The sequence below is a fragment of the Luteimonas colneyensis genome (assembly GCF_014836665.1).
GTDB classification, from domain to species: Bacteria; Pseudomonadota; Gammaproteobacteria; order Xanthomonadales; family Xanthomonadaceae; genus Luteimonas; species Luteimonas colneyensis.
Genome location: NZ_JACSQJ010000007.1, coordinates 105,151 through 118,464, shown reverse-complemented (window position 1 = coordinate 118,464; position 13,314 = coordinate 105,151). Strand labels below are relative to the sequence as shown.

Sequence of the window (13,314 nt, the reverse complement as noted above, 5' to 3'; positions counted from 1 at the left end):
GCAGCTGCCGTGACCGACAGGACCCCCGGCGTGGGAGGCCTGTTCAGGTCCGCGGGACCGCCCGGCCGTTCATGCCAGCTCCAGCGCCGTCGCGCCCGGCGCCAGCGCCGGCGACAGCCAGCAGTGCGAGCCCAGGGCGCGGAAGCCCGCGGACTCGAAGCGGCGCCGGTAGAACGCGCCCGGGCGCGCGATGAAACCGTCCTCGTCGCCCTCGGCGGCGTCCTCGCGGGCGAAGGTCTCCAGGAAGGCGACGCCGCCGCAGAGCTCCGCCAGCCCCGGCAGGCCGCGGTCGATCTCGGGCGCCCTCAGGTAATGCAGCACGTCGCTGCAGACCACCAGGTCGGCCGGCGGGCAGGGGCGCAGGTGTTCGAAGTCGGCGAAGCGCGCGAAGTGCAGGTTGCGGCGCGCGCCGTGGCGTTCGATGGCGTACTCGCTGCTGTCGAAGCCGAGGTAGCGCAGCTTCGGCCGCAGCTTCAGCAGCGGCGCCCGCCAGGCGCCCTCGCCGCAGCCGACGTCGAGCACCGTGCGCAGCGGGCGCTCGAGGTGGTATTCGGCCGTGGCCACCGCCAGCGCGACCTTGCGCGCCAGGCGCTGCGCGCCGCCGATGCCGCCGCGGCGGTACCAGCGGTCGAAATAGTCGCGGTCGTAGCGCTTGTCCATGCGGCGGGCCTGGCCTGGAGGGCCCGCCATTGTGGCCCGGCGAGGCCTGCGGCAGGCGCGCGCCATGGCCGGCATGTCATCCTTTGCGCCGATTCCCCATCCAAGGACCGTCGCAATGCAGAGCTACCTGTGGATCAAGTCCGCGCACATCGTGCTGGTGATGGCCTGGGTGGCCGCCGCCTTCTACCTGCCGCGGATCCTGATCAACATCGTCGAGGACGGCGGCAATCCCGCGGTCCGCGAGCGCCTGCTGCTGATGGGCGGCCGCCTGTACCGCTTCGGCCACGTGATGTTCGGCCTGGCCGTGCTGGCCGGGCTGGTGCTCTGGCTGGGCTACCGCGTGCTGCCGGACTTCCCGACCATGGTCGGTGCCGGTACCGGCTGGCTGCACGCCAAGCTGCTGCTGGTGGCGGTGATGTTCGCGCTGTACATCGTCGACGGCCGCGCGCTGAAGGGCGTCGCCCGCGGCGCCGGCCTGCCCTCGACGAAGGCGCTGCGGATCCGCAACGAGCTGCCGGTGCTGATCCTGCTGGTGATCGTCTGGCTGGTGCTGGCGAAGCCGTTCTGAGCCGGAGGCGCGGCGGATGCCCCCGGGCCTCGGGAAAGCCCTATACCGGGGCGCCGGCGGCGCTGCTAGGCTCGGGGTTCGTCGTGGGATGTCATGGAGGATGTCATGTGCCTGGCAGGAAGGAATCCGTACATGGTCCTGGCGTTTTTCCTGGTCGCGTCCTGCTCATCCGCTGGCGCCTTTGCCGCGGAGCCGGCGTTCCCGGTTCACATGCTCGGCTTCTGGGAACCCGAGCTGCCATGTGATCAGGGGGAAACCTCCGATCGCGACGCCCGGTTCGAGATCACCGGTCGTCAACGCCTGAACTACGAAGAGATCGAGGATCTCGTGTCCGCCGAGCTGCTGGCGTCCTCACCCCGGACGTGGCGGATCCTGACGACGTCCAACATCGGCCCCGAAGGCCTGGAGCAGCCCTTCATCTATGTGCTGGACGGCAACGTCCTGACGGTCGCTGATGGCCGGAGTGCAAGGACGTACATGCGCTGCAAGTGAACCCCCGTGGACAAGGAGTGTCCAATGGTCGATACGCCGGGAACCCGATACCTGGTGCGCCAGCTTGGCGGCCCGGATGCGAATGGTCACCAGTGGAACGTGCCGGTGACCGATCTGGACAGCCTGGTCACCCACCATCCTGGCGCGAATCATCGCGCACGACTGGAGGATGGCGTACCGGTTGGAGCCGAAAACAGCCTGCGGCGCTCGCACGCCGTGGTCGGCGGCGAGTTCCAGGAGGTGCAGGTGCGGCGTACCGACCGCTATGACTCCCTGGGGGCCCACCAGGTCCTGCTCATCAAGGACTTCATCCTCGACGACCCGACCGCGACGGACAGTCGCCGCGTCGACGTGCCCGCGCCGGCGGCGGGCGTCATCGGGCGCGTGGATGCGCGCAACGGCGTGGTCGACATCCTCGATCCGGGTGACCGGTCCCTGATCGCCCGCATCCGGCACCTGGGCCCGATCGCCGTGGATGTCGGCGACCACGTGGCCTACGGCCAGTCGCTCGGCACGCAGAACAACATCGGCCTGCCGCGCAATGCCGGCAAGCACGTCCACATCGAAATGGACACGCGCTACTACCGCGAGTTCGACGGCTACGTGCGCGACCTGGTGGAAGGCCGCCTGCCGGTCGAGGCCGCGCACCGCGCCGGCGTCGCGCCGCGACCGGTGGTCGACGACGGGGTGCTGCGGGTGGGCGAGTCCGGCGAGCGCATCGCCATGGTGCAGCGGGCCCTGGTGGCCGGAGGCTACCGGGAGGTCGGCGGTGCGCCGGTCATCGTCGACGGGGTGTACCGGCTGTCGATGCAGGGCGCGGTGCTCGCCTTCCAGGTGGACCAGGGCCTGGAGCCGACCGCCGACATCGATCCGCGGACCTGGCGCGCGTCGCTCGACGTGGCGCTCGGCAGGCCGGTGCTGCCGGCACCGGTCTTCGACGCGGATGGGCGCCTGCCGTCGCCACCGGGCGCCTTCCGCCTGCTCGACCAGATCCGCGGCCACATCCGGCGCCTCGGGTCGGAGGGCGCGGGGGCGCACGACGCGGACGGCGAGCTGGTGGCGCTGGCGCTCGCCGGTCGCGCAGCGGCACAGCGGCTGGCCTCGGCCGACCATGTGCTGCTCGTCCCCGGGCGGGACGGCGCCGGGCAGCCGCCGGGCGTGCTCGTCGTGCAGGGTCGACTGGACGACCCGGCGCAGCGTCGGGTCTGGATGGCCCTCGACGAGGCCGGTGTGGTGCCGCCGCGGGAGTCGCTGCGTGCGCTGCAGGCGCTGGATCCACGGCGCGACGATCCCGGCCTGCTGGCCCGCGGTCTTCCGACGCCGGCGGACCCGGTACGCGCCGCGCACGGCATCTGAGCCGGGGCGGCTCCGTTCCGGCGCGCCTGGACCTGCTGCCTACCGCGCAGGCACTTCCGGCAGCCCCACCGGCACGCCCGATGCATCGCAGCCGCCCGTCGCGCACAGCCGCTCGCGCAGCTTCGGCGTGGCCTGCACGATCACGTGGTAGATCACGTTCTGCTCCAGCGTGCCGCGGAAGGCCGCGCTGCCCGGTCCGCGCGCCCAGATCCCCACGTCGTCGCCGCCATGGGTTTCCGAGCCCAGCGGCACCAGCGCCTCCTGCAGGTAGTCGGGGTGCGTGGTATCGACGTCGGTGAGATCCGGGCGGCCCGCGGCCGGCTGCGCGCGCTTCAGCGCGTGCTCGTGGCGCTTCGGACCCGCGGGCTGGTCGTTGCTGGCGCCGGCATAGCCGGGGCCGTTGGCATAGCTGAGCGTGGTGTAGGGCAGGCCGAGGGCGTCGCGCGCCGGGCCGTCGCCGTACTCGCGCACCTTGCCGAGGATCGGATTGCCGCGGCGCGGGTAGCCGGAGAAGCTGAGGACGTGCGAATGGTCGGCGGTGACCACGATCAGCGTGTCCTCGGCCGAGGTCATCTCCACCGCCGCCTGAACCGCGCGCGACATCGCCGCGGTCTCGTCCAGCGCGCGGTAGGCATTGCCTTCATGGTTGGCATGGTCGATGCGGGCGCCTTCCACCAGCAGCACGTAGCCGTCCTCGCTGTTCGACAGCGACTCGATCGCGAAGCGGGTCATGGCTTCGATGTCAGGCTCGCCCTCCGCGCCGCGATCGCGGTCGTGCTCGTACTGCATGTGGCTCAGCTCGAACAGGCCGAGTACCGGCGAGGCGCCGCGCGCGGCCTCGAACTGGGCGGTGGTGTGGACGAAGGCGCCCTCGGGATTCAGCGCCTGCCATTCCCCGACGAGGTTGCGGCCATCCCTGCGGCGGCCGCGCACGCCCGGCAGCACGTCCTCGTCGGGCAGGAACTCGCGCGCGCCGCCGGCGAGCACCACCTGCGGGCCGCCGGTGTCGCGCACGAAGTCGATGAACTGGCTGGCGATGTCGGTGCAGCCCGCCGCCTTCGCCGCATCCGGCGTGGAGGCGTCGCTTTCCCAGTTGCGATTGGGAACGTGCGCGTACAGCGCGGCCGGGGTGGCGTGGGTCAGGCGCGCGGTGGTGACGATGCCCGTGGCCATGCCGGCATCGGCGGCCAGCGCGAGCCAGCTCTGCACGCGCTTGCCGCGCGACTCCGCGCAGTCGTCCATGGCGCCGGCGCTGACGCCGATCGCGCCGATGTGGCTCTTCACGCCAGAGGCCATCGCGGTCATCGTGCCCGCGGAGTCCGGCGTCTGCGCATTGGTGTTGTAGGTGCGCGAGAACGCGGTGGCCGGGAAGTGCTCCCAGGACAGCAGGTTCTCCTCGCCGGAGCCGCCCGTCTGCTGGCCTGCGTAGATCCGCGCGGCGGCCACGGTCGTCAGGCTCATGCCGTCGCCCACGAACAGGATCACGTTCTTCGCGCGGCCGGCGGTCGCCCCGTTGGCGGCCGCGTGGGCGGCGCCGCTGCGGTACCACCACTGCGGGGTCTCGCCCCCGGGGCGCTGGATCTTCGGCACGTCGACGTGGATGGCGGTCGCGGGCGCGGCGGCGACGGGACGATCCGGTGCGGCGGTGCCGGCGGGCTGGGTGGCGCAGGCGGTGGCGACGCAGACGCCCAGCATGGTCAGGGCGAGCCGGAGCGGACGAGGGGTGCAGGTCATGGAGTTCCCGGGGATGCGGACGCGGTGAAACGCGCATTATGGCGTCCCGCAGTGGCCGGGCCATGACACCGTGTCGGCCAGGGCGCCCTGCGCAGCGTCGCGATGGAGACACCTCGGCGTTCCGCCTCCGCCGTCGCCGCCGCACGGGGCATGGGCTAAGGTGCTCCATCGCAGTTTCCCGTGGACGCCGATGAAAGCCGTCACCGCCTGGTTCAAGATCCCGTTCTGGCAGCGCGTGGCCGCGGGCTTCGTGCTCGGCGCGATCGCCGGCTGGCTGCTCGGGCCGGCGGCGGGGACCTGGTTCGGCCCGCTGGGCACGGTCTACGTCAACCTGATCAAGATGATCGCCATCCCGCTGGTGTTCTTCGCGGTGGTCAGCGCCGTGGGTTCGCTGGCCGGGCAGCGCTCGATCGCGGCGCTCGCGGCACGGACCTTCATCTGGTTCGCCATCACCGCGGTGCTGGCGGTGGCCGTTGGCCTGGCCTTCGGGCTGGTGCTGAAGCCGGGCGTGGGCGTGGACGCGGCCAGCCTGCAGGTGGCCGAGACCTACCGCCAGCGTGACGTGCCCGGCCCACTGGACGTGCTGATCAACATCGTGCCCGAGAACCCGGTGCGCGCCCTGGCCGCGCTGGGCGCCGGCAGCACCGAGGACGGGCAGCGGGTGATCGTGCCCAGCAACTTCACCATCCTGCAGGTGATCTTCTTCGCGGGCCTGGTCGGCTTCGCGCTGGTGCGGCTGGGGGAGAAGACGGCGGGCCTGCGTTCGCTGATGGACCAGTCGCGCGAGATGATGATCCAGGTCACCCGCTTCGTGCTGGAGGCCACGCCCGTGGGCACCTTCGGCCTGATCGCGGCGCTGGTGGGTACCTACGGCTTCGAGCAGCTGATCCCGCTGGGCAAGTTCGTGATCGCGCTGTACCTGGCCTGCGCCTTCCACATCCTGGTGGTCTACACCGGCCTGCTGCTGGCGCACGGGCTGAACCCGCTGAAGTTCTTCCGCGGCGCGGCGCCGGCGATGCAGATCGGCTTCGTGGCCTCGTCGAGCTTCGCGGCGCTGCCGCTGTCGCTGACCTCGGCCACGCACAACCTCGGCGTCGACAAGGACTACGCCAGCTTCGCGGTGCCGCTGGGCGCAAGCATCAAGATGGACGGCTGCGGCGCGATCTACCCGGCGCTGGGCGCGGTGTTCATCGCCCAGTTCATGGGCATCGAGCTGTCGGCGGGGCAGTACTTCCTGATCGCGCTGGCCTCGGTGCTGGGCAGCTTCGGCACCGCCGGCGTGCCGGGCACGGCGGTGATCATGGCGACCGTGGTGATCAGCGCCGCCGGGCTGCCGCTGGAAGCGATCGGCATCCTCTACGCCATCGACCGCATCCTCGACATGATGCGCACCATGACCAACGTCACCGGCCAGGTGCTGGTGCCGGTGCTGGTGGCGAAGGAGACCGGACTGCTCGACCGCGAGGTGTACGAGCGGGCTTCTAGCAACGTCGGGGTGGAGGAGGGCGAGGAGGCCGGGCAGCCGGAGCGCACCGGTCCGGCGTGATCCTGCTGCGGAACGAGGAGCCCTTGGCCTTCCTGCAGGAACCGCTACAGCTGCGACCATGGAGGCTTCGGGCCGTCGCAGCTGTAGCTGCTCCTACAGGGCGCGGGACCCGGTGGGCAGGTGGACGTCCTGACGCTCTGCTTCCAGCTGCTCTTCGAAGGCACGCTCCGCGGCATCGGCATATTCGACGCAGCCCATCGGCTTCGAAGCCGCCGGATTGGCGAAATCGCGGCCGCTGGCGCCCGGGTGCGGCGTCAGCAGCAGGTCGCAGGGCAGGGTGCGGACCACGTCGAAGCTGCGGCGGTAGTCCTCGACGATGCGCGGGTAGCGCGGATTGTCGATGAGCCGGTAGCCCGGCGCGCTCAGGCTGTCGGCATAGGCGATGCGGACTTCGCGGCCGCCGACGCGGTCGGTCCAGGTCCAGGCCGTGCTGCCCGGCGTGTGCCCCGGCATGAAGTGTGCGGTGAAGCGCATGCCGCCGAGTTCGACGACCTCGTGGTCCATCAGCAGGCGGTCGGCCTGCACCGGCGGGAACACGATGGTGTCGCCGAAGTGGATGTCGTCGCTGCCGCCGCGCGCCATCAGCACCGCGGACTCGGCGTTGGCGACGATGCGCGCGCCGGTCCTGCGCTTCAGCTCGGCGAAGGGACCGACGTGGTCGGCGTGGGCCTGGCTGGACAGGATCAGCTCCAGGTCAGCCGGCGCCACGCCCAGCGCGGCCATGTTCCGCAGTAGCATGTCGGCCGCCTGCGGCATGCCGCCGTCGATCAGCACCGCGCCCACCGGGGTCTTCACCAGGATCGCGCCGAGGTTGGCGGTGCCGATGTGCCAGGTGCTGTCGGCGATGCGCACCGGCGCGATCGGCTGGCGCCAGCTCTCGTGCACCGTGTAGGCCTCGAGCTGGGGCAGCGGCGGCTCGGCGGCGGTGGCCGGGACGGTGATCGTCGCAGGCAGCAGCGAAGCGGCGAGGCAGGCGGCGCGGAGCGTCATGCGGTGGGACCGGTGCGGGGAAGTGCGAGTATCGCCCGCCAGCGACCGTCGCCGCCAACAGCCGCCGCATGACTTCCGGCCTCCCACGCCGGCTTCGCGCCGCGCTACTGTCGGCATCTGTCCACAAAGGGAGATGGGGGACTCATGAAACTGCTCAGGCCCGCGGCGTGGCTGTCCACGCTGCTGATCGCGGCTCCGGCCTTCGCCGCCGACGCCGACCGCTGGACCATTCCGGTCGCCACGAAAACGCTCGACAACGGCCTCACCGTGGTCGTGTCCGAGGACCGCAGCGCGCCGGTGGTCGGCGTCAGCGTGGTCTACGGCATCGGCATGCGGCTCGAGCCGCGCAACCGCACCGGCTTCGCGCACCTGTTCGAGCACCTGATGTTCGAAGGCTCGGCGAATGCGCCCGAGGGCGTGTTCGACCGCGTGATCACCGGCGGCGGAGGGCGCAACAACGGCTCCACGCGCGCCGACTTCACCAACTACATCGAGATCGCGCCGTCCTCGGCGATCGAGCCGATCCTGTGGCTCGAGGCCGACCGCATGCGCATGCTCGACTTCAGCGAGTCGACGCTGAAGAACCAGCAGGACGTGGTGAAGGAAGAAATCCGCAACAACGTGCAGAACCAGCCCTACGGCGGCTTCATGTGGATCGACATCGGCATGCAGGCCTTCCAGAAGTGGGAGAACAACCACGACGGCTACGGCAGCTTCGAGGACCTGGAAGCGGCGTCGCTGGACGACGTGAAGGCGTTCCATCGCGACTTCTACGGCCCGAACAACGCGATCCTGTCGCTGGCCGGGGACATCTCGCCGGAAGAGGGCTTCGCGCTGGCCGAGAAGTACTTCGGCGACATCGCGCGGCGCCCGACGCCGCCGGCGCCGGACTTCAGCGAAGGCCTCAACACGCAGGAGAAGAGGATCACCCAGGGCGACAAGCTGGCCCAGGTGCCCGCGATCGCCGCGGCCTGGAAGATGCCCGATCGCGGCAGTCCCGACCAGGCGCCAATGGCGGTGCTGGGCGCGCTGCTCGCCAACGGCGACGCCTCGCGCCTGTACCAGGGCCTGGTGAAGGGCCGCGAGCTCGCGCTCAACGTCGATTCGCTCTACGGCCTGACCAGCGAATGGGAGTATGACGGCCCGACGCTGTTCACCGTGTTCGCGCTGTACAAGCCGACCACCGACGCCGACGCGGTGCTGGCCGCGATCGACGAGGAGATCGCGAAGGTCGTCGCCGAGGGCGTCGACGACGCCACGCTGGCGCGCGTCAAGACCCGCATGCTGGCCGACTGGTACAACGGCCTGGAGTCCTTCATCTCCCGCGCCGACGCGCTGGCCAAGCTGCAGCTGATGTGGGACGACGCCGCGGTGGTGAACCGGATCCCCGGCTGGATCGACGCGGTGACCTCGGCCGACGTGCAGCGCGCCGCCCGCACCTACCTGACGCGCGACAACCGCACCGTCATCGACCGCAGGCCCGAGGCGATGCTGCAGGCCGCCCCGGCCGCCGCCGCCGCCCCCGCCGAGAACCAGGACTGAGGAGACGACCATGACCCGCTTCTTCAAGCATTCGCTGCTCGCCCTGGCCGTGTCCGCCCTGGCCACCGGTGCCGCGCTCGCCGGCCCGGGCGCCGACCTGCCGAAGGACCTCCCGCCCTACGCCGCCGACAAGCCGCTGCCGGTGCCCGATATCGCCAGGAAGACCCTGGCCAACGGGCTCGAGGTCTGGGTGGTGCCGCGGGACGGCATCCCGCGCGTGGACTACGTGCTGGCGGTGCGCAATGCCGGCTACGTGGCCGACGCCGCCGACGCGCCCGGCTTCGCCTCGCTGCTGGCGGGGCTGCTCGCCGAGGGCACCGCGCAGCGCGATTCGCGCCAGATCGCCGAGTTCGCCCAGGCCCAGGGCGGCAGCGTCGGCGCTTCGGTGAGCAGCGACGGCGCGCTGGTGTACGGCAACGCGCTGGCCGCCAACGCCGGGCCGATGCTGTCGCTGCTGGCCGAGGTCGCGCGCACGCCGTCCTTCCCCGAGGGCGAAGTGAAGCTCGCCCAGGCCAATGCCCTGCAGGCGCTGAAGGCCGCCGAGGCCCAGCCCGGCTTCCGCGCCAACCGCGCCCTGCTGTCGGCGGTCTACGGCGACCATCCCTATGCGCGCACGCAGCAGACCGAGGCCTCGATCATGGCGGTGACGCCGGAGGTCCTGCGCAGCGAGCACGCCCGCCGCTTCCACCCCGACCGCGCGCTGCTGGTCGTGGCCGGCCGCATCGACGCCGACGAGGCGTTCCGCTTCGCCGAACAGGCCTTCGGCGACTGGACCGCATCGGGCGCCGAGGTCCCGCCGACGCCGGCCGCACGCACGGAGGCCGCGCCGCAGCGGCTGTTGCTGCAGCGCGACGGCAGCGTGCAGTCGACGCTGCGCCTGGCCAGCCCCGCGGTGGCCGCCACCCATCCCGATGCGATCCCCCTGCAGCTGGCCGGCACCGTGCTCGGCGGCAGCTTTTCCAGCCGCGTGATGCAGAACCTGCGCGAGGAGAAGGGCTACACCTACGGCGCCCGCGCCGGCGCGACGTCGTCGGCCCGCGGCGGCTACGTCAGCGGCGCAGCCGACGTCCGCAACGAGGTGACCGGGGCATCGCTCACCGAGTTCTTCAGCGAGTACCGCCGGATCGGGACCGAGCCGGTGCCGACCGCCGAACTCGACGACACCAAGCGCTACGTCGCCGGCGGCTACCTGATCAGCAACCAGATGCAGGCGGCGGTGGCGGCGACCCTGGCCGGCAACTGGCTGGTGGGCCTGCCGCCCGAGTACCTCGGCGAATTCGTGCCGAAGGTGCGCGCCGTCGACGCCGGCCAGGTCCAGGCGATGGCGGCGAAGTACTTCGCCCCGGAGCGGCAGAGCATCATCGTGGTCGGTGACGGCGCCGCCGTGTCCGGGCAGCTGGCCGAGTGGGGCGAGTTCACGACCATCGACTGACGGTCAGGCGGCCGACGATCCGTCAGGCAGGAACGGGCAGCGCGCGTTCGCGGTTGAGCCAGGCCGCGAACGCGCCGGCCGTGAAGAACATCAGCAGGCTGTAGATGGCCGCGGGGATCGCCATCGTGGCATCGCCGAGGACGTTGAGCGCGATGAAGATCGCCAGCGTGCCGTTGTGGATGCCGATCTCCATGGAGATCGCGATGGCCTGGGACCGGGGCAGCCGAAGCGCGAGGGGGGCCGCGTAGCCGGTTCCCAGGCTGGCGAGGTTGAAGAGCAGGCAGGCCAGTCCGACGGCCGCCACCGAGGCCAGCAGCGCGTGCCAGGACTGCACCAGGGCCACCGTGACCAGCAGCGCCAGCACCAGCACCGACAGGATCCGCAGCGGCCTGGCCGAGGCCGCCGCGAAGCCGGGAGCGAAATGGCGCACCGTCATGCCCGCGGCCACCGGCAGCAGGATGATCACCGCCACCTCGACCACCTTCGCGACCGGGGGCGGGACGTACTGGCCGGCGCCGAGGAAGTATGCGAGCGACAGGTCCAGGATCAGCGGCAGGGTCAGCAGGCAGAGCAGGCTGTTGATCGCGGTGAGGGTGATGTTGAGCGCCACGTCGCCGCGCGCCAGGTGGCTGTAGATGTTGGCCGTCGCGCCACCCGGCGAGGCCGCCAGCAGCATCAGTCCCACCGCCAGCCCCGGCTGCAGGCCGAAGCCCAGCGCAAGCGCGAACGCGACCCAGGGCAGCAGCAGGGTCTGCAGGGCCAGGCCCAGCAGGACCGCCTTCGGATAACGCGCCACCCGCCGGAAGTCGGCGAGGGAGAGGCCCATCCCCAGCCCCAGCATGATCACGCCCAGGGCCATCGGCAGCAGGAGGTTGGTGAGCAGCGAGGCCTGCATCGGCGTCCCGTCCGGTGGCGTGGTCAGCCGAGCTTGGACCTGAATGGGCGGCGGTGCACGCCGCGGCGCAGCGTGGCCGCGCCGGACCGGCATGCGCCGGAGGCCGGATGCGGAAAGGCCGCCCGGAGGCGGCCTTCATGTCACGCGGGCGGGCGGCGGACCGCAGGCCTCAGCTGCCCAGTCCCTCGACGCGGCGTGCCTGCAGGAAGCGGTTGGCCCAGTAGCCGGTGTCCAGGCGGGACACGGTGACGTCGCGGCCGCTACGCGGGGCGTGCACGAACTGGCCATCGCCGACGTAGATGCCGACGTGGTCGACGCGGGTGCCGCGGCGGCCGAAGAACACCAGGTCCCCTGCCGTCAGCGCGGCGCGCTCGACCTTCTCGCCGTTGCTGGCCATTTCGCGGGAGACGCGCGGCAGCTCGATGCCCAGCGTGGTGCGGAACACGTAGTTCACCAGGCCGGAACAGTCGAAGCCCGAGTCGGGCGAGGTGCCGCCCCAGCGGTAGGGCGTGCCGAGCAGGCCCATTGCGCGCTGCAGCAGGGCCTGGATGCGGCCCGTCGGCTCCTTGTCGCCGGCCACCGCCTGGCTGGCCTCGATCAGCTGGTTGACGTCGGCGGCGCTGAGCATGGTGCGTTCGGGTGCGAGCGCGCTGCCCACCAGGGACTGGCTGGCGGAGCCGGCGGCCATCTGGTCGGCCGAATCCGCACCCATGAACGGGGCGGCGAAGGCCGGGGATCCGGCAAGCAGCAGAACGCTGGCGATGGCGAGGGCGCGGACCCGGGAGGGTGCGCGGCGACGTTCTGGCAGGTCGGAATCAGTCACGCGGTCTTCACTGTTTTTGCAGCAGGCGTGATGGTGCCGTAGAGAAGGGCTCCGTTTGTTAACTTTTCATCAGCGTTGCGTGAAGAAAAGTGTGATGCGCGTCACCGATTCAACGCAGCACGCGCTTCGAGCCGCTGTAGTGGCGCCGCCAGTAAGACCCGTCGAGATGGTCCAGCCGGACCGTGCCGCCGGTGCTGGGGGCGTGGACGAAGCGGCCCTCGCCGACATAGATGCCGACGTGGGTGACGGTGCCGCCGCTGCCGAAGAACACGAGGTCGGCCGTGGCCAGCTGCTGCGGCTCGATCCTGGGGCCCTGGTAGGCCGCGAGGTCGCGCGACGTGCGGGGCAGGCGCAGGTCGAGCATGTCGCGATAGACGTAGTTGACCAGGCCCGAGCAGTCGAAGCCGCCCTCGGGCGTGTTGCCGCCGTAGCGGTAGGGCGTGCCGACCAGGCTGATCGCGCGCATCAGCACGGCATTGGCCGAGGCCGGGTCGGCCGGGACCACCTGCGGCCAGGCGCGCTGGCCGACGGGCTCGGCGCGCGGCGGCGCGGGCCGGACGTCGTCGCGGCCGCAGCCGGCGGCGAGGACGACGAGGAGGAGGCCGGCGATTGGCGCGCGGAGGCCGGTATCCGGATAATGCGAGGTCTTGCCCATCGGCCGGCATCTTGGCCGAGCCGGCGACTTCCTTACAAGCGGCCGCGTGCCGCGCCACCGGATCCCCACCCCATGAAGATCGAGAAAGACCGCGTCGTCCGCTTCCACTACACCGTGTCCGAAGGCGGCGAGCCGGTGGAAACCTCGAAGGACCGCGGCGAGCCGCTGGCGATCCTGATGGGCCACGGCAACATCATCCCGGGCCTGGAAAAGGCGATGGAAGGCCGCGAGGCCGGCGAGAGCTTCTCGGCCGACGTCCCGTCCGCCGAGGCCTACGGCGAGCGCCGCGAGGGCATGGTCCAGCGCGTGCCGAAGAAGCACTTCGGCGGCCAGAAGCTCGCCGTCGGCGACCAGGTGGTGCTGCAGACCAACTTCGGCCCGCGCGCGGTCACCGTCGAGAAGGTCGGCATGAGCGTGGTCGACGTCGACCTCAACCACCCGATGGCCGGCAAGGACCTGCACTTCGACATCGAGATCGTCGAGGTGCGCGAGGCCCAGCAGGTCGAGATCGACCACGGCCACGTGCACGGCGACGGCGGCCATGACCACGGCCACGACGACGCCGGCAGCGAAGGCGACGGCGACGCGGGCAAGGCCGGCTGATCCCGACCACCGGCGCCG

General features: G+C 71.4%; 13 protein-coding genes. 7 read left to right on the top strand and 6 right to left on the bottom strand.

Features of this window, described 5'->3' with window-relative positions; all coding sequences use genetic code 11:
• Nucleotides 1-69 precede the first annotated feature (69 nt).
• Nucleotides 70-660 carry a class I SAM-dependent DNA methyltransferase gene (locus H9645_RS12145; protein WP_191729947.1) on the bottom strand — a complete coding sequence of 197 codons (591 nt, stop codon included), beginning with the start codon at nucleotides 658-660 and terminating at the stop codon, nucleotides 70-72.
• 115 nt (nucleotides 661-775) lie between these two features.
• On the opposite strand from H9645_RS12145, the gene H9645_RS12140 reads away from it, so the two are divergent.
• The 3 genes from H9645_RS12140 (at nucleotide 776) to H9645_RS12130 (ending at nucleotide 3,076) form a co-directional block, all read left to right on the top strand.
• Entirely contained in the window at nucleotides 776-1,228 is a 453-nt protein-coding gene (locus H9645_RS12140) for a CopD family protein (RefSeq protein ID WP_191729946.1), read from the top strand.
• A 132-nt stretch (nucleotides 1,229-1,360) separates the two neighbouring features.
• Nucleotides 1,361-1,720, top strand: coding sequence for a hypothetical protein (locus tag H9645_RS12135; RefSeq protein WP_191729945.1), 360 nt, complete (start codon nucleotides 1,361-1,363; stop codon nucleotides 1,718-1,720).
• Between the two features lie 24 nt (nucleotides 1,721-1,744).
• Nucleotides 1,745-3,076, top strand: a complete 1,332-nt coding sequence (locus H9645_RS12130) for an XVIPCD domain-containing protein (RefSeq protein ID WP_191729944.1) — start codon at nucleotides 1,745-1,747, stop codon at nucleotides 3,074-3,076.
• Nucleotides 3,077-3,115: 39 nt separating this feature from the next.
• Here H9645_RS12130 and H9645_RS12125 read toward each other — a convergent pair whose 3' ends face one another.
• Complete coding sequence (locus tag H9645_RS12125; RefSeq protein ID WP_425490246.1) at nucleotides 3,116-4,810, bottom strand: alkaline phosphatase; 1,695 nt, start codon at nucleotides 4,808-4,810, stop codon at nucleotides 3,116-3,118.
• Nucleotides 4,811-5,000: 190 nt separating this feature from the next.
• Between H9645_RS12125 and H9645_RS12120 the strand changes: the two genes are divergently transcribed.
• Nucleotides 5,001-6,356: a dicarboxylate/amino acid:cation symporter gene (locus tag H9645_RS12120; protein WP_191729943.1), complete on the top strand. Its 1,356-nt coding sequence runs from the start codon at nucleotides 5,001-5,003 to the stop codon at nucleotides 6,354-6,356.
• Nucleotides 6,357-6,449: 93 nt separating this feature from the next.
• On the opposite strand, the gene bla is transcribed toward H9645_RS12120, so the two are convergent.
• A complete protein-coding gene (gene bla / locus H9645_RS12115; RefSeq protein ID WP_191729942.1) occupies nucleotides 6,450-7,346 on the bottom strand; it encodes a subclass B3 metallo-beta-lactamase in 897 nt (298 codons plus the stop codon).
• A 144-nt stretch (nucleotides 7,347-7,490) separates the two neighbouring features.
• Between bla and H9645_RS12110 the strand changes: the two genes are divergently transcribed.
• Nucleotides 7,491-8,888, top strand: coding sequence for a M16 family metallopeptidase (locus tag H9645_RS12110; protein WP_191729941.1), 1,398 nt, complete (start codon nucleotides 7,491-7,493; stop codon nucleotides 8,886-8,888).
• A 10-nt stretch (nucleotides 8,889-8,898) separates the two neighbouring features.
• A complete protein-coding gene (locus tag H9645_RS12105; protein WP_191729940.1) occupies nucleotides 8,899-10,320 on the top strand; it encodes a M16 family metallopeptidase in 1,422 nt (473 codons plus the stop codon).
• Nucleotides 10,321-10,342: 22 nt separating this feature from the next.
• On the opposite strand, the gene H9645_RS12100 is transcribed toward H9645_RS12105, so the two are convergent.
• The 3 genes from H9645_RS12100 to H9645_RS12090 all read right to left on the bottom strand — a co-directional run bounded on the left by H9645_RS12100 (nucleotide 10,343) and on the right by H9645_RS12090 (nucleotide 12,693).
• Nucleotides 10,343-11,215, bottom strand: a complete 873-nt coding sequence (locus H9645_RS12100) for a bile acid:sodium symporter family protein (RefSeq protein ID WP_191729939.1) — start codon at nucleotides 11,213-11,215, stop codon at nucleotides 10,343-10,345.
• Nucleotides 11,216-11,384: 169 nt separating this feature from the next.
• The gene (locus H9645_RS12095; RefSeq protein ID WP_318240540.1) at nucleotides 11,385-12,038 is read right to left on the bottom strand and encodes a C40 family peptidase; all 654 of its coding nucleotides are present in this window, start codon (nucleotides 12,036-12,038) and stop codon (nucleotides 11,385-11,387) included.
• Nucleotides 12,039-12,147: 109 nt separating this feature from the next.
• A complete protein-coding gene (locus tag H9645_RS12090; RefSeq protein WP_191729938.1) occupies nucleotides 12,148-12,693 on the bottom strand; it encodes a C40 family peptidase in 546 nt (181 codons plus the stop codon).
• Between the two features lie 72 nt (nucleotides 12,694-12,765).
• On the opposite strand from H9645_RS12090, the gene H9645_RS12085 reads away from it, so the two are divergent.
• Nucleotides 12,766-13,296 carry an FKBP-type peptidyl-prolyl cis-trans isomerase gene (locus H9645_RS12085; protein WP_191729937.1) on the top strand — a complete coding sequence of 177 codons (531 nt, stop codon included), beginning with the start codon at nucleotides 12,766-12,768 and terminating at the stop codon, nucleotides 13,294-13,296.
• The last annotated feature ends 18 nt before the right edge of the window (nucleotides 13,297-13,314 follow it).